Source organism: Acrocarpospora catenulata (genome assembly GCF_018476525.1).
In the GTDB taxonomy this organism is placed as follows: domain Bacteria; phylum Actinomycetota; class Actinomycetes; order Streptosporangiales; family Streptosporangiaceae; genus Acrocarpospora; species Acrocarpospora catenulata.
The window spans coordinates 1-20,891 of the sequence record NZ_JAHCST010000079.1 but is presented as its reverse complement, the minus strand read 5'-3'; the positions used below and the strand labels follow the sequence as shown (position 1 = coordinate 20,891).

Here is a 20,891-nt window from a genome sequence, read left to right as displayed (position 1 = left end):
CGGGGTCTCTCGGTGTTGCCAATGATCGCCTATAGAAAGGGACGAACATGGCGCTCACGGTGTACACCACCACCTGGTGCGGCCCCTGCAGGCGGCTGAAGAGCCAGCTGACCCAGGAGGGCATCGCCTACCAGGAGATCGACGTCGAGCGGGACGCGCGTGCCGCCGAATTCGTGATGAGTGTCAACAACGGGAACCGTACCGTCCCGACCGTGGTGTTTCCGGACGGGACGGCGTCCACCAACCCGTCCGTGCGCGAAGTGAAGGCCCGGCTGGGGTTATAGCTACCAATCGCCGGACAGGGGCTCGCCGTACCAGGTCTCGATCAGCCGCCGGGCGATGGAGACCGGGGGCGGCAGCCGGAGTTCGCCGCTGTCCAGGGCGGCGAGCAGTTCGGTGCGAGAGAACCAGCGGGCTTCGGCGATCTCGTCGGGATCCGGGGTGAGCTCGGTGCCGGCGGCGAGGGCGAAGAAGCCGAGCATCAGGCTGCGCGGGAAAGGCCAGGGCTGGCTGCCCAGGTAGCGCGGGGCGGTGACGGTCACCCCGACCTCCTCCAGGACCTCGCGCATGACGGCCTGCTCCAGGGACTCGCCGGGTTCCACGAATCCGGCCAGGACCGACATGCGGCCCTCCGGCCACTGGGGGCCCCGGGCGAGCAGGATGCGGTCGGCGTCGTCCCGCACCGCCATGATCACCGCCGGGTCCACCCGGGGGAAGTGCTGGCTGGCGTCCTGGGGGCAGACCCGGACGTGGCCGCCCGCGGTGACCTCGGTGCGGGTGCCGCAGCGGGGGCAGAACTCGTGGGAGCCGTGCCAGGCTTCCAGGGCGACGGCGTAGACGAGGAGCCCGGCGTCCCGGTCGCCGAGCAGGGCCCCGGCCTGGCGGAGCCCGGCCCGTTCTCCCTCGCCGGTCTCCGGAAGGGGGCCCTGGACGGCGAAGTAGGCCACGCTGGCGCTGTCCACGCCGAGCAGGTACCGCTCCCCCGGCGGGGTCTCCCCTGGCGCCAGCAGGACCAGTTCGGCCTCGTCGCCGTACCGCCTGATCAGGGTTTCTCCGTCGTGCACGACCACCACGCGGGTCTTCTCGTCGCCCCAGGCGCGGTCCAGCCAGGCGGCGTCCTGACGGAGCACGGCCGCCCGGTCGATGGCGCCGCGGGCGAGTAGAAGCGGCCCAAGTAGGCCCTCAGAGATCTCCACAGGCTTTATATTTCCGTATCTCTGCGGGAAGAACGGCAACTCCCCCGGTGCAGAGGTGTGATCGACTACTGTTACTTAGGTAAGCCTTACCTTCGGGGGAACTCTTGCGGCTGTACCTTGTCACGCTCAAGTCCACCGATTCGGTGACGTCCGGCTTCCTGCCCGCCGCGGCGGCTCTGGGGTGGGACGTCACCATCCTGACCGACCGCCCCGAAGACTACCCGGGGCAGGACTGCCTCCGGACCGACGTGCTCGACGTCCGCGCGCTGGTCGACACGGTCGCCCGGCACCACCCGCCGGATGTGATCTTCAGCAACTCCGACCACGCGCAGGCCGAGACCGCGCTGGCCGCCGCCTACTTCGGCCTGCCCGGCAAGGACTGGCGGGCCTGCCTGAGCACCAAGAACAAGGCCCTCACCCGGCGCGCCCTGGCCGCCGCCGGGGTGGAGACCGTGCGCTCGGTACGGCTGGCGCCCGGCGACCCGCTCCCCCCGTGGCCTGGCCCGGTGGTGGTCAAACCCCGGGAGGGCGTGGCCAGCGAGGACGTGATCCTGGCCAGGGACCCCGGGGAGTTCCAGAGAGCCGTGGCCGCCGTCCGGGACCGCCGCCCCGGCCAGACCCTGGTGGCCGAGGAGTACCTGGAGGGTCCGCTGTACACCCTGGAGACCCTGGGCGACGGCCGTGACCTGCGGGTGCTCGGCGGGTACCGGACCACGCTCGGGCCGTTGCCGTACTTCGTGGAGGAGCGGCTGGACTGGGCGCCCGAGTTACCCGGGCGCGAGCACGTGCTGGCCGCGCTGGCGGCGCTGGGGGTGGGGCTGGGGGCCTGCCACACCGAGTACGTGCTGACCGACGCCGGGCCGCGGATCATCGAGGTCAACTACCGGGTGATCGGCGACAACTGCGACTTCCTGCTGGCCGATCTGCTCGGTGTGCCGCTCTTCGAATGGATCCTCCGGGTACACGCCGGGGAGCCCGCCCCCGTGCCTCCGCCGGGGACCGGCCACGGGGCGGCGGTCAGCCTGGTGGCCGACCGGTCCGGCGTCATCGTGGCCGGGCCGCCGGAGCAGGCCGGTGAATCGGGCGGCCTGCGCCTCTGGCACCATGCCCTCCGTGCGGTGGGGGACCGGGTCGAGCTCACCCGCACCAACCGCGACTACCTGGGCCTGCTCCGGGTGATCGCCGCCGATCAGGCCGCCGTGGACGACGCCGTCGACAAGTTCCGGAAGGAGCAGCCGTGGCTCCTGTCGTGACCCCGCTGCACGAGCGGGAGAGCTACCTGGCCGCGCGGGTGCTGAACGCCCTGCTCCGGGAGGACTACGGCGGCCTGGCCGCCCGGCTCACCCGGGACCGGAGCGGGGTGACGCTTCCGCTGCCGTCCGGCCGCCGGGTACGGCTCACGCCGGGCGGTCTGGCCGGGCTCTTCCAGGACTTCGTGGTCGCCCCCGGTGAGGAGCTGACCCTGGCCGAGGTGCTGGACACGCTGGGCGCGGTGGCCGACCCGCTGGACGCCGAGGGGGTGGCGGCCTTCGCCCAGGAGTGCCGGGAGACCCTGGTCGCGCTGGACCTGCTCGACCGGCACGCCCCCGACCCCGGCGCGTCCCCGCTCCGGTACGAGGTGCTGGCGGCCCGGGTGGACCACCCGGTCTACCCGACGGCCAGGTGCCGCCTGGGCCTGTCCCCCGAGCAGTTGGTGGCGTACGCGCCCGAGTTCGCCCCGCACTTCGAGCTGCGCTGGGCGGCGGTGCCCAGGGACGCGGTAACGGTGACGGGATCCGGGGTTTTCTGGCCCACCTTCGCCCAGGCCGGGCTGCCGTCGCTGGACCGCTCGCACGTGCTCTTCCCGGTGCATCCGCTAGCGGTGCCCAGCCTGCCCGGGGGGATCGTGGGGCGGGAGGAGTACCTGCGGGTGCGGCCGACGCTTTCCATGCGCACGGTGGCGGTGGACGCGCGCACCCACCTGAAGCTGCCGCTGGCCACCAGCACACTGGGCGCCCGCAACCGCCGGTCCATCAAACCGGCCACCCTGCGGGACGGCGCGCTGGCCGAACGGCTGCTCCGCGAGGTGCTGGACCGGGAGCCCGGACTGCGGGTGCTGCTGGCCGACGAGCAGACCTACGGGCACGCCGGGCACGAGTACCTGGCCTGGATGATCCGCCGCCTCCCGGAGGGCGAGATCGTCTCGGTGGCCGCGCTGGCCGCCCCCGGGGTGCTGGCCGAACTGGCCGCCCGGCACTACGGCGGCGACCAGGCGGCTCTGCTGCGCGACTACCTGACCATCCTGTTCACCTGGAACGTCACGCTCTTCGTCCGGTACGGCATCGCGCTGGAGGCCCACCAGCAGAACCTGGCCCTGGTGTTCGGCGAGGGCGGCCTGCGCCTGCTGGTCAAGGACAACGACGGCCTGCTGGTCGCCCCCGACCGCTCCGACCTCGACATCCCCGCCTTCGCCGACCAACGCCTCTACACCGACGACCCGCACGCGCTGGCCGACCTGTTCGTCACCATCACCCTGCACCTGGCCGCCGCCGCGATCGCCGTCCCCGCCCTCGGCGACGCCCGCTGGGTACGGCAGACCCTGGCCGCCGCCCTGGACGCCTTCGGCGACCACCCGATGGCCCGGCTGCTGCGGGCCAGGACGCTGGACGCGGCCCGGCTGGTCGGCAAGTCGATGGTCACCGCGGGCACCCTGGTCGACAAGAGCCGCACGGGGGCGGCCGACGTGAACAAGTACTACGGCACCAGCGGCCCGAACTATCTCACCGTCTCGCAGAGGAGCGCCTGAATGGACCGGTTACTGGTGGCCACGGAAGCCGAGCGGGCCACGGTGGGCGCGTTGCTGCGCTGCTGCGTCCGCGAGGTGGCCGGGCCGCGCGGGCAGGTCTGGCAGCTGACGGACCACGTGTCGCTGCGGGTGGGCGGGGTGCTGATCCGGGCCAGGGCGTCCGGGGGCATCGCGCTCCGGCTGGGGCAGGGCGAGTGGCTGCGCGACGGGGCGTGGGAGCCGCTCAGCCCCGAGCACCTGGTGGCGTTGATCAGCGAGGAGCTGGGCGGGGACGGCAACGAGGAGTTCGCCGGGCAGGTCGCCGGCAGCCAGGCCGTGATGGAGGCGCTGGCGCTGGCCCGGGAGGAGGCGACTCCCCCCGCCGACCCCTGGCTGGCCTCGGAGCAGTCGCTGCTGCACGGGCATCCCTTCCATCCCGCCCCGAAGGCCAGGAGCGCGGCCAAGGGGGACTGGCTGAGTTACGCGCCGGAGGCGTATGCGCGGTTCCCGCTGCGGCTGCTCGGGGTGCGGGACGACGTGCTGGTGGAGGAGGGCGACCCGGGCGCGCTGGACCGGCTGGGACCGGCCCCCGACGGGTACACGGTGCTGCCCGTGCACCCCTGGCAGTACGAGCTGCTCGACCTGCCCCTCGGCGACGGCCGGCTGATCGACCTCGGCCAGACCACCGGGTACGCCACCCCGACCTCCTCGGTGCGCACGGTCTACGAACCCGACCTGGACAAGTGCCTCAAGTTCAGCCTGGACGTGCGGATCACCAACTGCGTGCGGAAGAACGCCTGGTACGAGCTGTCCGGCTCGGTGGAGTTGTCCCGGCGGCTGGCGCCGGTCTTCGCCGACCTGGCCGAGACCTTCCCCGGCACCCGGTGGCTGCCGGAGCCCGGCTACCGCTCGGCGGACCTGGGGACCAGACTGCTGGAAGGACTTGGCGTGCTGGTCCGGTGCAGCCCATGGGGGCGGATCGGGGCCGGGGTGACGCCGGTGCTGGCCGGGGCTTTGGCCGTGCGGGACCTGAACCCGTCCGATCCGCTGGCCTGGTGGCGCGCGTACGTGGAAAGGGTGGCGCTGCCCGTGCTGGAGGCCTACTTCCGGCACGGGGTGGTGCTGGAGGCGCACCTGCAGAACGTGCTGGTCGGGCTGGACGCGCAGGGGCGGCCGGTGGAGGCGGTCTTCCGCGACCTGGAGGGAACCAAGCTGGTCGGGCACGACCTGTCCGGGGTCAGGCGGGAGGTGGCCGCCGCGCTGACCTACGACGCCGAGCGCGGCTGGAACCGGGTGGTCTACTGCCTGTTCGTCAACCACCTGGCGGAGATCGCGGCCACCCTGGAGCGCCGCTGCCCGCTCCGCGAGCTCTGGGCGGTGGCCGGGGACGTCCTGGCCGCCTACGCCGAGACCAGGGGCCGTCCGCGCCGGCTGGCCGAACTGCTGGCGGGGGTGCCGCTGCCGGCCAAGGCCAACCTGACCGTACGGTGGTCGCGGGCCGCCGACCGGAACGCCACCTATGTGCCGGTGGCCAACCCCCTGGCGAGGCCGCTGTGAACCTGCGCCGGTACGCCGAGCGGCTGGGGGACGTCCCCGCCTACGTCTACGACCTGCCCGGGCTTGACGCGCACGCGGCGGGCATCCGGCGGGCGCTGCCCGGGGTGGAGATCTACTACGCGGTCAAGGCCAATCCCGATCCGTGGCTGCTGCGGACGGTCGCGCCGCACGTGGACGGGTTCGAGGTGTCCTCGGGTGGGGAGTTCGCGCATGTCCGGGAGGTGCTGCCGGGGGCTCGGCTGGCGTTCGGGGGGCCGGGGAAGACCGATGGGGATCTGCGGCTGACGCCGTACCGGATGCATGTGGAGAGTCCAGGCGAGCTGCGGCGGCTGCTGGCGGGGCGGCGGGAGCCGGTGGACGTGCTGCTGCGGGCCAACCTGGAGGTGCCGCTCGCGGGGGCGGCGCTGGCCATGGGTGGGGGTGCGACGCCGTTCGGGATGGATCCCGGCGGGGTCGCGGAGTGTCTGGAGCTGGTACGGGAGCCGGTGCGGTTCCGGGGGATCCATGCGCATCTGGCCAGCGGGCTGGCGGCGGAGGAACTGCTGAAGGTGGCGGGGGCGGTGCTGGAGTTCGCCCGGGAGGTCGGGGCGGCGGAGGTCAATCTGGGCGGCGGCATGGCGGTGGACTACGCGCGGCCGGAGGCCCGGTTCGACTGGGCGGCGTACGGGGCCGGGCTGGCGGGGACGCCGGAGCGGTTGCGGATCGAGCCGGGGCGGGCGATGACGGCCTACTGCGGGTGGTATCTCACCAAGGTGCTCGATCTGAAGCGGGTGCACGGGGAGCTGTTCGCGGTGCTGACGGGAGGAACCCACCATCTGCGGACACCAGTCACCAAGGGGCACAATCAGCCGTTCACGGTCTTCTCAGCCGGTTCCTCGACGCTGCCGGAGGAGACGGTCACGCTGGTCGGCCAACTCTGCACCCCCAAGGATGTCTTCGCCCGAAATATCAGGACATCGTTGCGGGTGGGGGATGTCGTGGCGTTCGCCATGGCAGGGGCGTACGCCTGGAACATCTCCCACCACGATTTCCTAATGCACCCAAAACCGGAATTTCACTACATTTCGGGAATTTCGTAGATCAGGGCGGTCAGGTCGTCGGCCTCCATCAGGTCCACCGGGCGTACCGTCTGGTTGGCGCGGACGTAGTGGAAGGCGGCGCCGACCTTCTCCAGCGGAGTGCCGGACAGCTGCGCCCAGGCCAGCCGGTAGGCGGCCAGCTGGATGGCGGCCGTACGGGCCTCGCCGCCGCGTGGGCGCTCGCCGGTCTTCCAGTCGACCACCACGTACCCGTCCCGCTCCCGGAAGACCGCGTCCATCCGCCCCCGGACCAGCCGGTCGGCGATCACCGTCTCGAACGGCACCTCCAGGTCCACCGGCACCTTGGCGGCCCACCGGCTCTCCTCGAACCTGGCCTGAAGCTCCACCAGCCGCAGGTCGGCCGGGGAGACCTCGTCCGCCGCGCCGGGCAGTTCCAGCTCGTCCAGCAGCCGCTGCTGCCCCCACCGGGACTCCAGCCACCGGTGGAAGGAGGTCCCGCGCCGGGCCAGCGGGGCGGGCTGCCGAGGCAGCGGGCGCCGGATCTGCCGGGCGAAGGCGGCCGGATCCCTGGCCAGGCTGACCAGCGAGGAGACGGTCAGCCGGGACGGCAGCTCCACGATGCCCGCCTCGCGGCGGCGGTCACGCTCCCGGAGCAGCAGCTCGGTGTCGCGCGTCCAGGACCGCATACGCTCCCGCTCCCACTCCTTGACCTCGCCCTCTCCAACCTCTTCCAGGCCCTCCATGGCCGCGCTCACCATGTCCGCGCCCTCCTGGATGGCCTCCTTGACCACGACACTCGGCCACTCGGCCTCCGGCGGCTCGGCGAGCAGCGGGTTCTCGTCCTGCTCCCCCTCGGTCCAGTGCGCGACCGCGGCGTGCTCCTTGATCTCCAGCAGGAACTCCGAGGGCTCCAGCGCCCGGGACGAGCTCCCCCACCGGTACCCGGAGGCGATCAGCAGGTAGTGCGCCCTGGTCACCGCCACGTACGCCAGCCGCCGCTCCTCGCGCAGGTCCCGCTCCCGGCAGTCGTCCTCGAATTCGGCCAGCGCCTCCTTGTCCAGGCCGGCCAGCTCGGGCAGGTCGGCGGCGTCGCCGCGCAGGCCGTACGGGAGCTTGCGCGGGTTCTCCGTCCAGCGGGAGTTGGTGACCGGGGTGGCGGGGAAGATGCTGCCCTTGGCCAGGCCGCCCTTCTGGGTGGTGACCTGGGAGAGTCCTGGCACCACCACCACCGGCCACTCCAGGCCCTTGCTGGCGTGCACGGTCATCAGCTTGACCGTGTTGGTCTCCCCGACCCGGCCGCCTTCCAGGCCGAACTCCTCGGTCTCCGCCGCCTTCACGTACGCCAGGAAGGCGCCGAGCGTGGGATCCTCGGCGTCGCCGGCGAATCGGCCGGCCGCGTCCTGGAAGGCGTCCAGGTCGGCGCGGGCGGCCAGCGGGCTGCCGCCGCGCGCGGCCACCTCCACGTCCAGGCCGAGACGGCGCTCCACCTCGCCGATCAGGTCCGGCAGCGGCTGCCCGGCGTGCGCGCGGAGCAGCCGCAGTTCCAGGGCCAGGGCGGGCAGCCGCTCCTGGGCCTTCTCGGAGAACCGGGCCCGCCACTCCTGCCGCTCGGGCAGTTCGTCCAGCGCGTCGATCAGGCTGCCCCGCTCGGCCTCCAGGTCGGCCACCACCTGGGCGAGCGGGTCGGCCTGCCGGGGGACGGTGTCCTGGCTCAGCTCGCGGGCCAGCTCGCCGAGGACCTTCAGGTCGGCGGGGCCGATCCGCCAGCGGGGCCCGGCCAGCAGGCGGACCAGGGCGTCACCCGAGGTGGGGTCGTACATGACCCGCAGGGTGGCCACGATGTCGGCCACCTCGGGCACGGTCAGCAGGCCGCCGAGACCGACCACCTCGATCGGAATGTCCCTGGCCTCCAGGGCGCGCCGGATGGCGGGGAACTGGGAGCGTTTGCGGGCCAGGATGGCCACGTCCTGGGGTTGTACGGACCCGGCCGGGCCGTACAGGCTGCTCCGGGACTTACTCCGCTCGCCCTCGCCCCAAGGGAGGCCGTCGGGCGCGGTCTCCCGCCCGAGGATGGCGGCGACTCCGTCGGCGATCCAGGCGGCCTCGTCCTCGGCCGTCTCGTGGAAGGCGCAGACCACCCGGCCCCGGTCGGCCCGGTTCTCGCCGGGGGTGAGCACCGGCACCTCGGCCGCCTCGCGGCGCAGCTCGGCCTGGACCCGGGCCGCCACGTCCAGCACCCGTTCCCCGTTGCGGAAGCTCACCGACAGCTGCCGTACGGGGGCGGGCTCGCCCCGGGGAGTGCGGAAGTCCACCGGGAACCGGGTCAGGTTCCCCGAGGACGCGCCGCGCCAGCCGTAGATGGACTGGCAGGGGTCGCCCACCGCGGTGACCGGATGCCCGCCGCCGAACAGCGCGCGCAGCAGCACCAGTTGGGCGTGGCTGGTGTCCTGGTACTCGTCCAGCAGCACCACGCTGAACCGCTCCCGCTCCAGCTGCCCCACCTCGGGGTGACCGGCCGCGATCCGGGCCGCCAGCGCCATCTGGTCGCCGTAGTCGATCACCTCCCGGTGCCGCTTGACCCGCTGGTAGGCCTCCACCAGCGGCAGCAGCTGCTCCCGGACCGCCTGCACCTTCACCGGCTTCAGCTGGGCCTGGGTGAGCCGTCCCGGCACCGCGGCCTGCCGCTCCCGCAGCCACTCCCCCACGGCCCGCACGTCGCCGGGCCGGCGCAGGTGCTCGGCCAGCTCGCCCGCCAGTTCGAGCACGGCGGCGGTGACGCTGGCCGGGCCCAGGTCCACCTGGTCCATCGGGCCGTCGTACTGGCCGACCACCCGGGAGGCCAGCTGCCAGGCCACGGCGGGGGTGACCAGGCGCATGGTCGGCTCCATCGCCTCCCGGAGCGCGTGGTCGGTGACCAGCCTGGCCGCGTACGCGTGGTAGGTGGAGACGGTCGGCTCGGTCTCCACCTCGGCGATCAGCCCGGCCGCCACCAGCCCGGTCAGCCGCTTCCTGACCCGTTCCGCCAGCTCACCGGCGGCCTTGCGGGTGAAGGTGAGGCCGAGGATCTGCTCCGGCCGCGCGTACCCGTTGGCGACCAGCCAGACCACCCGCCCGGCCATGGTCTCGCTCTTGCCCGAGCCGGCCCCGGCCACCACCACCATGGGCTCCCGCTCGGCCTCGATCACCGCCGCCTGCTCGGGCGTCGGCGGCAGCACCCCCAGCTTGGCCGCCAGCTCGGCCGGGCTCAGCACACCTGTCCCCCGTTGTCGTTCACCGGGCAGGACAGCTTGGCCGCGCAGGTCCGGCAGCCGTCGTTGACCTTGGCCACGAACAGGTTGGCGGACATGCCCGCGGCCACCGTGGTGACCAGCTCCTCGGCCCAGCGCGGCTCCGGGTCGTCGCCGAGCGCGCCCTGCCGCTGCTCCTTGGCGTCCTTCCCTGCGGCCTTGCCGAGCTGCACCAGCGCGGCCCCGCCGGGCTCCACCAGGCCGTGCCGCTTGAACGCGCCGAGCAGGGTGGCCAGCTGGTAGACGCCCAGCTGCGGATGGCGGTCCAGCTCCTCGTCCCTGGGCTTGCTGCTCCCGGTCTTGATGTCGATGATCACCGCGCGGCCGTCACCGTCCCGCTCGACCCGGTCCACCCGGCCCTTGATCACCACGCCCTCGGAGACCACGGCGGTGAACGCCTCCTCGGGGGCGACCAGCTGACGCGGGTTCTCCGCGTTCCAGCGCAGGAAACGCTCCACCATCTGCCCGGCCACCTGCCGCTGCTTGCGGTTGAACCAGAGCCCGCCGAAGTCCAGCTCGTCCCACATCTCGTCCAGCCGCCGCCCGAGCGTCTCGGCGGGCTGCTCCTCCGCCGCCAGTACGGCGATCGCGTGGATGACCGTGCCCAGGCTCTGCGAGACGCTGGCCCCACCGGCGCCCACAGCCGTCTCCAGCATCCAGCGCAGCGAGCACTTGGTGAAGTTCTCCACCGCCGACGGGGAGATCCGGACCACGTCGTCCGGCCAGGCCAGCGGGCGGTCGTCGGAGATCTCGGTCAGCGCGTACCAGGTCTTCGGGTCGGCGCCCGGCACCCCCGCCTCGGCCAGCCGGGCCAGATGGCGGGCCGCCGCGCGGCGCAGCGGCTCGGGGCGGCTCCGGTCGCAGACGGTGGCGCGCAGGTCGGCCACCAGAGCGGGCATGCTGAGCCAGCGGGCCCGATCGTCCACGGTGGCGTTCTCCAGCTCGCCGGGGAGCAGCTCGGCCAGGAACCGGGAGGGCCGCTCCTCGGCGTCCTCGCCGCCCACCGCGGTGACCACCAGCCTGCGGCGGGCCCGGGTGGCGGCCACGTAGAACAGGCGGCGCTCCTCGGCCAGCATCTTGGCGCCGAGCGCGGCCCTGACCGCGTCGGTCCCGTCGAGCGCGGTGCCCTCGGACACCTCGACCAGGGTCTCGATGCCGAGCAGCGAGCCGCGCAGCCGCAGGTCGGGCCAGGTGCCCTCCTGGACCCCCGCCACCACCACGACATCCCACTCCAGGCCCTTGGCGCGGTGGGCGGTGAGGATGCGGACCGCCTCGCCGTCCGGGGCGTGCGCGGCCAGCGTGGTGGCCGGGATCTCCTGCCCGGCCAGGTCGTCCAGGAAGACCGCCACCCCGGCCTTGGGCAGCCGGTCCACGAACTTGGCGGCGTAGTCGAACAGGGCCACCACGCCGTCCAGGTCCCGGTCGGCCTGGGCGCCCCGGGGGCCGCCGGAGAGGCTGGTCGTGGTCCACCGGTCGGCCAGGCCGCTGGCCTGCCAGACCTCCCAGAGCGCGTCCTCGGCGGTGCCGTCACCGCTCGCCGCCTGCCGGGCCACCTTGATCAGCCGGGCCACCCGCTCGGCGGGGGCGGCCACGTGCGGCTCAAGCAGGCGCAGCTCGCGGTCGTCGAGGAGGGCGGCGATCATCATCTCGTCGGCGGACCGCAGCGGCAGCTCGCCCTGGGCCGCGTCCATGGCCTCTCTTTCCGCGATGCGCAGCCCCCTGCGCAGGCGGCGCACGCCAACCATGTCGGTGCCGCCGATCGGTCCGGTCAGCAGCTCCTCGGCGGCGGCCACGTCCAAGCCGTCCGGACGTACGGCTGCGCGCAGCAGCAGCACCAGCGGGCGCACCCCCGGCTCCTGGATCAGCGGCACCTCGTCACCGGCCACCACCACCGGCACGCCCACCGTGAGCAGCGCCCGCCGCAGCGTCGGCACCGAGCGGGTGGCACTGCGCACCAGCACCGCCATCCGGGACCAGGGCACGCCGTCCAGCAGGTGGGCACGGCGGAGCGTGTCGGCCACCACGGCGGCCTCCTGGCTCTCGCTGTCGGCCAGGATCACTCGGACCGTGCCCGGCTCGGCGGTGTCGGCGGGGGTCAGATCCCGGTGTTCGCTCCTCCGGGCGGGGCCGAGTTTGGCCGCGACCCGCCGGGAGGCGGTCAGCAGCGCCTCACCGCTGCGACGGCAGACCCGCAGCGGGATCACCGGGGCGTCCCGGCCGTCCAGGGTTCTGAAGCGCTCGGGAAAACGCAGGATGCCCTGAACCTCGGCGCCGCGGAAGCCGTAGATGGACTGGTCGGGGTCGCCCACGGCCACCAGGTTGCGGCCCTCCCCCGCCAGGTGGCGGAGGAGCGCCTCCTGGGCCGGGTCGGTGTCCTGGTACTCGTCCACGAACACCCAGTCGTAGGCGGCGCGCTCCCGGTCCCTGACCTCACCGCGGGCCAGCAGCCCGGCCGCCTCCCTGATCAGCTCGGCGTAGTCGAGGGAGGGCACGGGGTCGAGGTCGAACCGGTCCTCGTACCGGTGGAAGAACCGCCCGGCGGCCTCCCAGTCGGGGCGGCCGTTCAGCCGGCCCAGGTGAACCAGGTCGTCACCGTCCAGGCCGCGCTCGGCCGCCCGGGACAGAAAATCACGCAACTCCTCGGCGAAACCGCGGGTCTTCAGCCCCTCCCGCAGCCGCTCCGGCCAGTGCGGAGCGCCGTCCTCCAGTTCACCGTGGAGCAGGCGGCGCACCTCAAGCAACTGCTCGGGCCCGGTCAGCAGGCGGGGCGCCGGCTGGTCGGCCAGCACCGCCTCCCGGCGAAGCAGCGCGTACGCATAACTGTGGAAGGTCACCGCCAGCGGCGTTCTGGTCGTGCGCCGTAACCGCCCGGTGATGCGTTCCCGCAGCTCACCGGCGGCCTTACGGCTGAACGTGAGCACCAGCAGACGCTCGGGATCGACACCGCGTCGCTCGATCCGCTCGACCACGCTCTCCACCAGGGTGGTGGTCTTCCCGGTACCCGGGCCGGCCAGGACCAGCAGCGGCCCCGCCTGATGGTCCACCACGGCACGCTGATGCTCGTCGAGCACGGGAGCGGTCCCCCGCCCCACACCCCCACGCCGCACCAGCCGGTAACTCATAGCGCTTCATTTCACCAGATGACGAGGACAGATCGGGCCACCCCGCGCGGTATTCATCTGGAGAAACGAAAGAGCCGCCGCGTAGTGCGGCGGCTCTTCCGGAGATCGTTCAGCGGGTGAACACGTGGTCCACCAGCGTCGCCGCCGACTTGCCCGAGTCGTGCGACGCGTACGTGGCGGCGAAGGCCTGGTAGCGGTCGGCCAGGCGGAGGGCGACCGTGTCGATGGTGCGGAGCACCTCGACCACCTCCGGTGAGCTGGCCAGACGCGGGCCGGGGCGGTTGGCCTCCAGGTCCAGGTAGAGGCCCCGGGTGGAGCGGTACTTGTCCAGGTCGGGGGTGAACAGGACTACCGGGCGGCCGGTGGCGACGAAGTCGAACATGACCGAGGAGTAGTCGGTCACCAGGACGTCCGCGATCACCAGCAGGTCCGAGATATCCGGATATGTCGTGACGTCGATGGCGAAGCCGTCATGCGAGTGCACGTGCGGGAACGCCTGCATCAGGTGGCCGCGGACCAGCACCACGTGGTCCTCGCCGAGCGCCCGCTTGGCGTCGGCCAGGTCCAGCTTGACCGCCGCGTTCCTGCGGTCGTAGTCACGGAAGGTCGGCGCGTAGAGCACCACGCGCTTGCCGTCGGGGATGCCGACCCTGCGGCGGATCTCGGCGACCGTCTCCGGGCCCGCCGTGAACAGCACGTCGTTGCGCGGGTTGCCGCACTCCAGGATCTCGCCCTCGTAGCCGAACGCCTTGCGCAGCACCCCGGAGGCCCAGGAGCTCTGCGAGACCAGCAGGTCCCAGCCGCGCACCTCGGCCGCCTGCCGGTGCCAGACCGGCGGGCGCGGCTCCCGGCGCATGTGCGCCAGGTCCCGGCCGATGTGCTTGACCGGGGTGCCGTGCCAGGTCTGCACGCAGACCTGGTCCTCCCTGGTCCGGAACCACTGCGGCAGGAACTGGTTGCTCACCACGTAGCGGGCGCGGGCCAGCGCCTCGTAGTGTTCGCCGCTGCCCTCGCGCACGATGGTCGGCTCGATGCCGCCGCCCAGGCCCAGCTCCGCGGATCCCGGCGGGACGAAGGCGCCGTCCCTGACCACCCAGATGTGCTCGCTGTCATCGCCCCGGCGCAGCCGCTCCTCGTAGATGGCGCGCGGGTTGTCGGAGTAGGACCGGCCGTCGAAGGAGACGTACAGGGTCGCCTCGCGGAGCGGCTTGGCCCGGTGCGCGGGGTAGAGGTTGCGGCTGAGCGCCCAGACCCCGGCCGCGCTGCGCTCGTCGCCGGGGCGCTCCTCGGCCGCCACCAGCACCGGCACGTCGAAGCGGGTGGCCACGAACCGGTAGACCCGGCCGTCGATGGTGCGCGGGTCCTCGTCCAGGCCGGCCAGCGCGGCGTGGTCCACCCGGGCGGGGACCATGGCCGGGCCGTACTTGCCGGGCGGGGCCACCGACAGGTTCCAGGTGCCCTCGGCGAGCGGGACGCTGCCGCCGAAACGGGGGATCGCGCCGGGCGAGAGCCGCACCTCGAAGCGGGCCCCTTCCCGGTGCAGCGGCACCCGGATGGTGAGGCCGCCCCGGTGGCGGAGCACCAGGTCACGCGGACCGTCCTCGGGGTCGGGGTACTCCCCGGCGAGCGCCAGCGCGCCGTCCTCCCAGCGCATCTCGGTGATCACCGGGTGGATCTTGTGGCCGGAGACGACCACGCGGTCGCGGCGGTCGCCCTGCACGGTGATCTCCCGGTCGCCGACCAGCAGCCGGGTCTCCGGGGTGCCCTCCAGCATGACCGAAGCGGCCGGGTCGCCCTTCGGCTCCACCCACAGGCGCCGCGCGTCGGCGTTGAGCAGGGTGTTCACGGCCAGCGAGAGCGCGAACGAGCTGCCGCCCTCGGCCGGGGTGAACTCGGCCGCCATGCGGTGGCCGCCCACCCTGGCCTTGCCCTTGTTCACCGAGCGGCCCGGCAGGAAGCCGGTCAGCTCGATGGTCTCCCCGGCCAGGCTCACCCCGGTGAGCTCGGCCCGGGTCGGGTGCAGCACCACCTGCAGGGCCTTGTCGGAGGTCCAGACCGGCCGGACCCACCAGCGCTCGCGCACCTTGAGCCCGGCGGGGCGCTCGGTGCGGCCGATGGCCGGGCCGCGCAGCACGCCGGTGGCCCGGGCGGCGCGGCTCCAGATCACGATCTCGGCCCGCCAGGTGGTGGTGTCCTTGACCGTGTGGCGGCGGCGCAGGATGCGCTTACTCCCGCGCACCACCGCGCGCAGGGCCGCCCGCCAGCGCAGCGAGAACGGGTTGAGCTCGGCGGTGAAACCGGCCCAGTCGTAGTTGCAGCCGGGCTCCTTGGCCGCGTGGGTGGCCTCGGGGCGGAAGGTGCGCCGGGTGCGCAGGGTCACCGGCGGCAGCCAGCGGGGGCCGCGCAGTTTCACGGTGGCCCGGTTGAACCGGCCGCTGCGCACCGAAAGACCGGCCAGGTAGGCGTGGCCGCTGATGTGCAGGCGCTTGCCCTGCCAGCTGATGTCGTCGATCTGGGTGACCGGCACCAGGTCGGCCGCGCGCAGCCGGAGCAGTTCCCGGTCCACCCCCTCGACGGGGAGCTCGGCGTACCACCGCAGCCCGTGGCGGACCCGGCGGGACGGCTCGGCCGCGGCGGCGGCCAGTTTGGCCAGCGCGTCGCTCTCGGCCAGCTCGGCCGGGTCGGCCGTCTCGATCAGGTGGTAGGCCACCCGGCGGCCGACCGGCAGGGCTTTCTTGACCTTGGGGTCGACGCTCTCCAGGTAGGGGCGGAGCACTTCGATCGCCTGGGCCCGGCGGCTGGGGCCGCGCTTGGCCGCGGCGTCCAGCCGCAGGCCGAGCGGCCCAGCGAGGACCTCGCCGTCCAGGGTCCGCCGCGCGGCCTTGTCGAGGCCCTCGGCGCGGACGAGCTGGACCAGAGCGTCGATTGGCTCGCCCCGGTCATAGAGCTCCTGGACAGCCCGCAGTCGATCAGCGGCGGAATCGCCCTGGCGTGCGGGTGTCATTAGGGGGCACCACCCTTCGGATGACCGGTGTTCTAGAAATGGTAATGCCGGTCACAGAGGAGTTCCGTCCCATCGTGCGTGACGCATATGGGCCCGATTTCCCCTGACCGGTGTTCCCTCCTCGCGCCACCTGCGTAGACACTCGCTTTCGTGTCCGGGCGGCGGAGTTCCATCTGTTCGTATGACACGCCACCACGGGACGCCGCCACCCCAGGCCGACATGACCGCGCCGACCTGGCGCGGACCGCCCTCCCCGAGGTATTCGGCCACGTCGCCGTAGGACATGACCTTGCCCGGCGGGATGCGCTCGACCATGTCGAGCACCCGTTCGGCGTAGGGGCCCGGCATCGGCCCCGTACCGGAACTCATTCGCTCCAGCTGCTCGGCCCGGCTGCGAGGATCTCCTCCAGCTTGCCGAACTCGAAGCTCGTGACGCCGTCCATCGTCTGTTCCAGGATGCCGTCCCGGATCCCGTACACCTCGCCGTCCTCGCCCACCAGGCGGGCGCCGACCAGGTCACAGAGCACGGCCAGCTGGGCCAGTTGCCAGTCAGAGGCCGGCTCGCCCTGCAGGCGGCCGGACCAGGTCGCGATCGGGTACGCGGCGTCACCGAAACGCGCGACCACCTCGCCGTTCTGGTGCGTCCCGCTCAGGTCGAATTCGGCCACGGCCGAAAGCGCGCTGGCGAGTTCGGCGTGACCGAGCGGCTTTTCACGCTCGACGCGCAGCTCGTAGCCCATGAGGCGCGACATTAGCGAACCTTTGACCGGTGTTGTGACAAGAAAGGTAAAAATGTGACGGCCCGCCGCTGAACCGCACTCGAATCGCCGCCGTTACGTGATCAGCTGCCCCGGCGGGCGAGCAGGATCACCGAGACGCCGAAGGCGCCCAGGCCGAGCACCACTCCGATGCTGTAGATCCAGAGCCTGACCGGGTCGGGCCCCGGGCGCGCGGGCCCCGCGGAGAGCGGTCCACCGCCGAAGTGGAAGTCCCCACGGACCTCCAGCGCCCGCCGGTGGGCGGTCAGCTCCGCGGCGCGGGCCAGCGCCCGCTCGGCGTTGACCACCCCGAAGCCGATCTTGTCATCGTACCCGGCGGGGGGTTGCGAGCGGGTGCCCGTGGTCAGCGCGCGGCCGACCAGCTCGGGGGTGAGTTCGGGGTACTTGGCGCGGATCAGCGCGGCCACCCCGGCCACCAGGGCGCTGGCCGCGCCGGTACCGGTTACGGTGCCGCCGCCGGCCACCGGGATCTCCACGCCGGGTGCGCCGACGAGGACCGAGAGGTTGTCGCTGCTGAACGGCGCGCCCGCCCCGTTGACGTCCACCGCCGCCACCCCGATCACTCCGGGGTAGCCGGCCGGGAACTGCCAGTACGAGGTGCTCATCTCCCGCGCGTACGGCGACTGCCCGTAGTCGCCCACCCCGGAGATCACCACCACGCCGCGGGACACCGCGTACGACACCGCGTCCCGGTCGATCCTGGCCACCCCGAACGCGCCCATCGGCACCAGGATGATGTCGGCGCCGTGGTTGGCCGCGTACCGGATGCCGCGGGCGACCGGGCTGTCCACCGTCGAGCCGGGGCTCTGCGGGTCGACCAGGCCCTCCTCCACCGGCGGCGGGATCACCGGCACCGACAGGACGCGCGCCTGGGGGGCCACCCCGGTCACGCCCTTGTCCTTGCCGTCCCCGGCGACCAGGGTGGCCAGCGCGGTGGCGTACGGCCCGGAGCGGGTGTCGGGGCCGGAGTAGTAGGCGCCGGTCATGTCCGGCGCGTAGGCCACCCGGCCGCGCAGGCCGGGTGTGTCGTCGGCGACGCGCTGGTGGAGCACGGCCACGGTCACCCCGGCGCCCTTGCTCACCTTCCAGGCGGCCGGCACGTTCAACCGGTCCAGCGGCGAGGGCGCGGGCGCCGCCGCCGCCGGGACGGCGGGTATCACCACGAGCGCCAGGGCGGCCGCCAGCAGGGCGGCGGACCTCAGCACACGTTCCCCTGGGTGCACCGCGGCACGTCGGGCTCCTCGCCCAGCGAGCGGGCGACACGGCCGCCGACGGACTGGGCGGCGGGCCAGAGTTCGCTGTTCAAGGCCTCCTCCGGCGGGATCGAGTCGCGCGTTCTGCCGTCCGTATACCCCGCGGTGACGAAAACGATGTAGGGCCCCACGCCGACCCAGCCGGAGCGCTGCCGCTGGGCCGCGCCGAACAGGTCGGTGACGGTGCCGGGGAAGGCCACCGGGCGCACCCCGACCCGGTCGTCCACCGGCAGCTTGGCCGCGGCCTCCACCCGGGCCTCCTCGCTCTTCAGCACGGCCACCCCGACGGTGATCGCGAAGGTGGCCGACTGGTCCACGTACGTGGAACGGAGCAACGCCACGCAGCCGCTCTCGTTGAGCACCGAGGCCACCGGCCCGTCCACCCCCGCCCAGCAGGGGATCTCCGGAGCCACTCCGACCCGGCGGGCGAACTGCTGGGTCCTGGCCAGGCCGGTGTACTCCAGTTCCTCAGGGAAGACCACAGTGGCCGGCCAGTCGTACCAGCGGCGGGCGACGTCCTGCTTGACGTATTCGGCGCGTTCCGCGCCGGTGAGCGGGCGGGAGCGGGTCTCCTGGAGCAGACCGGCCGTGCCGAGCAGCACGGTGATGGCCGACACCCCGAGGATCCCGGCCATCAGCGCCAGGAAGACGGCCCGCCGCCTGACTCCACGCGCTAACTCCAACCGTTCCCTGGCGGCCTGGGCGGCGGCCTGGCGGCCCCGTGAGGCAGGCCACGGGCGCACCCGGGTACGGATCGTCCGTGGCTGCTGTCGCGACATAATCCGATGTTACGTCGAAGACTCTGTATGCCAACGATTCGGTAGAGGTATCTCAGCGGGCGATATACATGTCTCGTATGGCGGCGTCCAGTTCCGCCTCCCTTCTTGCCCGTCTGACCAGGAAAACCACGGCCATCAGGCCGCCGGCGGCGGCGACCAGGCCCGCCAGGCCGATGCCGGCGTAGACGGTGATCAGCTGCTGGTTCCGGTTGACGATCATGACGGGGCCGGGGGCCGTGTCGCGGACGGAGCGTTCCGGGCGCTGCACGCCGGGGCCGGTGGCGACCGAGCGGTGCCGGGAGAGCAGGGCGGCCATGCGGAGCGCGCGCTCGGCGTTGACCACGCCGAAGCCGGTGCCGGTGTTGTACTGGCTGCTCTTGGTGCTGGCGGAGGAGGCCAGCGCCTGCGCCACCAACGCAGGCGACATTTTCGGATATTTCGCCTTAATGAGGGCGGCGACGCCGGAGACCAGGGCGGTCGCCTGGGAGGTGCCCCGGCCCACCCAGTACTCGTCGCCCGGGCCCGCGCCCAGGATGTCCACGCCCGGCGCGGCCAGCAGCACCGAGGAGTTCCGGTTGGAGAAGGAGGCCCGGCGCATGGTGCTGGTCACCGCGGCCACCGAGATCACGCCGGGGATGGAGGCCGGGTAGGAGTAGGGCGCGGTCCGCCGTCCGGCGCCGTCGTTGCCGGCCGCCGCGACCAGCACCACGCCCTTGGAGATGGCGTACCGGATGGCGTCGCGCTCGGCCTCGGTGGCCAGGTCCTTGGAGATGGACAGGTTGATCACCTGGGCGCCGGAGTCCACCGCGTACCTGATGCCCTTGGCGACCACGCCCTCATACCTGGCCTCGGCGTTGAAGGCGCGGAACCCGGGCTCCTCGTCCTCCAGGATCACCCGGACCGAGAGCACCTTGGCCTGCGGGGCCACCCCGATGATGCCGTCGCCCCGGCCAGGGCCGTGGCCGTGCCCGGCGATCAGCGAGGCCATGTACGTGCCGTGCAGCCGTACCGGCTCGGTGCCCGCCGGGTTGGCGCCCTCGGTGAAGTCTTTGCCGACGCGTACCGAGCCGGCCAGGTCGCGGTGGTTGGGGTCCACGCCGGAGTCGAGCACGGCCACCGTCACCCCGCGCCCCTTGGTGACCTGCCAGGCCTTGGCCAGGCCGAGCGTGCGCAGCACCGCCGCCTGGCTGCCGCGCACGTCGTCGGCGGCGGCCGCCCCCGGCAGCAGGAAGGCCGCCAGCAGCGGGAGCACGGCCAGCAGGGCCCTCAGCACTGGAACTCCTCGGACGCGCAGTCGGGCACCACGGGGGTGAGCAGTTCCCTGGCCACCCGGTCGGCCAGGTCGGCGGTGAAGGTGAACATGGTCGGCCGCTGCCGGCCGAGCGCCCGGGCGGGGCGGCCGTCCACCTGGCCCGCCGTGGTCATCACCAGGTACGGCCCGGCCCGCCGTACCGTGCTGGCCTGGCGGCCCGCGGCGGTGAAGCGGTCGGTCACGGTACGCGGGAAGGCCAGCGCGCGCAGGCCGGGAGCGGGTTTGCCGGGAATCGCGGCGGCGGCGGTGTCGGCCGAGCCGGGGTCGGGGAAGGCGGCCACCCCGATGGTGACCACGATGCCCTCGAGCGCGTCCAGGTAGGTGGCGCGCAGGATGCCCTGGCAGCCCGCCTTGCGCATGGTGTCGCGGAGCGCGGCGTCCATCGCGGCGCCGCACTCGGTCCGGGTGGAGATGCCCACCCTGTGGGCCTTCTCGGCGCCGCCCTGCTCGCCGATGTAGTCGATGGTGGCGGGGAAGATGCGGCCGGCCGGCCAGACCTGCCAGCGGCGGGCGATCTCGGCGGCCCCGGCCTGCCGGAGTTCCTGCTGGCTGGGCCCCCGGGTCAGCTCGGCCAGCGCGGCGCTGGCCCCGATGCCGGCGACGATCGCGCAGCTCACCGTGAGAGCGGACGCCACCAGCAGCGTCGGCCAACTGCGTCTCTCCCTCACGGCCCCGACCTTAACGTCCCGTCGCGGGTGGCACCCCCACAAACGACGCACTGATGCTCTAACGGCTTGCCCGGAATACCCCGGAATCGCCGACGGGCCGCCCGGGGACCCCCGCCGGGCGCGCGGGCGC

15 protein-coding genes are annotated in these 20,891 nt (G+C 73.1%); 5 read left to right on the top strand and 10 right to left on the bottom strand.

The window, feature by feature from the left end; translation table 11 throughout:
* The first annotated feature begins 47 nt into the window (after positions 1-47).
* Positions 48-284, top strand: coding sequence for a mycoredoxin (locus tag KIP79_RS41640; protein ID WP_214110559.1), 237 nt, complete (start codon positions 48-50; stop codon positions 282-284).
* Here KIP79_RS41640 and nudC read toward each other — a convergent pair whose 3' ends face one another.
* Positions 285-1,196, bottom strand: a complete 912-nt coding sequence (nudC, locus tag KIP79_RS41635; protein ID WP_214110558.1) for an NAD(+) diphosphatase — start codon at positions 1,194-1,196, stop codon at positions 285-287.
* 104 nt (positions 1,197-1,300) lie between these two features.
* Here nudC and KIP79_RS41630 point away from each other — a divergent pair, with 104 nt between their 5' ends.
* From KIP79_RS41630 to KIP79_RS41615, 4 genes are read left to right on the top strand one after another with little or no spacing between them, the layout of a single operon-like run.
* Positions 1,301-2,449: an ATP-grasp domain-containing protein gene (locus KIP79_RS41630; RefSeq protein WP_214110557.1), complete on the top strand. Its 1,149-nt coding sequence runs from the start codon at positions 1,301-1,303 to the stop codon at positions 2,447-2,449.
* The gene (locus KIP79_RS41625; protein WP_308170177.1) at positions 2,434-3,981 is read left to right on the top strand and encodes an IucA/IucC family protein; all 1,548 of its coding nucleotides are present in this window, start codon (positions 2,434-2,436) and stop codon (positions 3,979-3,981) included. Before KIP79_RS41630 ends, KIP79_RS41625 begins: the two co-directional genes overlap by 16 nt.
* The gene (locus tag KIP79_RS41620) at positions 3,982-5,517 is read left to right on the top strand and encodes an IucA/IucC family protein (RefSeq protein ID WP_214110556.1); all 1,536 of its coding nucleotides are present in this window, start codon (positions 3,982-3,984) and stop codon (positions 5,515-5,517) included.
* Positions 5,514-6,596 (top strand): type III PLP-dependent enzyme domain-containing protein, encoded by a 1,083-nt coding sequence (locus KIP79_RS41615; RefSeq protein ID WP_214110555.1) that lies wholly within the window; start codon positions 5,514-5,516, stop codon positions 6,594-6,596. Before KIP79_RS41620 ends, KIP79_RS41615 begins: the two co-directional genes overlap by 4 nt.
* Here the strand turns inward: KIP79_RS41615 and KIP79_RS41610 are convergent.
* The 9 genes from KIP79_RS41610 to KIP79_RS41570 all read right to left on the bottom strand — a co-directional run bounded on the left by KIP79_RS41610 (position 6,575) and on the right by KIP79_RS41570 (position 20,761).
* The gene (locus KIP79_RS41610) at positions 6,575-9,808 is read right to left on the bottom strand and encodes an ATP-dependent helicase (RefSeq protein WP_214110554.1); all 3,234 of its coding nucleotides are present in this window, start codon (positions 9,806-9,808) and stop codon (positions 6,575-6,577) included. The two genes, KIP79_RS41615 and KIP79_RS41610, sit on opposite strands and share 22 nt — an antisense overlap.
* Positions 9,802-12,966: an ATP-dependent helicase gene (locus KIP79_RS41605; RefSeq protein WP_214110553.1), complete on the bottom strand. Its 3,165-nt coding sequence runs from the start codon at positions 12,964-12,966 to the stop codon at positions 9,802-9,804. The genes KIP79_RS41610 and KIP79_RS41605 overlap by 7 nt, the downstream gene beginning before the upstream one ends.
* A gap of 109 nt (positions 12,967-13,075) precedes the next feature.
* A complete protein-coding gene (locus KIP79_RS41600) occupies positions 13,076-15,970 on the bottom strand; it encodes a CDP-glycerol glycerophosphotransferase family protein (RefSeq protein WP_214110552.1) in 2,895 nt (964 codons plus the stop codon).
* 51 nt (positions 15,971-16,021) lie between these two features.
* Positions 16,022-16,339, bottom strand: a complete 318-nt coding sequence (locus tag KIP79_RS41595) for an MGMT family protein (protein WP_214110551.1) — start codon at positions 16,337-16,339, stop codon at positions 16,022-16,024.
* The gene (locus KIP79_RS41590) at positions 16,336-16,722 is read right to left on the bottom strand and encodes a hypothetical protein (RefSeq protein WP_250214719.1); all 387 of its coding nucleotides are present in this window, start codon (positions 16,720-16,722) and stop codon (positions 16,336-16,338) included. The genes KIP79_RS41595 and KIP79_RS41590 overlap by 4 nt, the downstream gene beginning before the upstream one ends.
* A gap of 89 nt (positions 16,723-16,811) precedes the next feature.
* Positions 16,812-17,954 (bottom strand): S8 family serine peptidase, encoded by a 1,143-nt coding sequence (locus KIP79_RS41585; RefSeq protein ID WP_214110550.1) that lies wholly within the window; start codon positions 17,952-17,954, stop codon positions 16,812-16,814.
* Positions 17,948-18,781: a hypothetical protein gene (locus tag KIP79_RS41580; RefSeq protein ID WP_214110549.1), complete on the bottom strand. Its 834-nt coding sequence runs from the start codon at positions 18,779-18,781 to the stop codon at positions 17,948-17,950. The genes KIP79_RS41585 and KIP79_RS41580 overlap by 7 nt, the downstream gene beginning before the upstream one ends.
* Before the next feature lie 52 nt (positions 18,782-18,833).
* A complete protein-coding gene (locus tag KIP79_RS41575) occupies positions 18,834-20,054 on the bottom strand; it encodes a S8 family serine peptidase (RefSeq protein ID WP_214110548.1) in 1,221 nt (406 codons plus the stop codon).
* Complete coding sequence (locus KIP79_RS41570) at positions 20,048-20,761, bottom strand: hypothetical protein (protein ID WP_308170176.1); 714 nt, start codon at positions 20,759-20,761, stop codon at positions 20,048-20,050. The genes KIP79_RS41575 and KIP79_RS41570 overlap by 7 nt, the downstream gene beginning before the upstream one ends.
* Between the last annotated feature and the right edge of the window lie 130 nt (positions 20,762-20,891).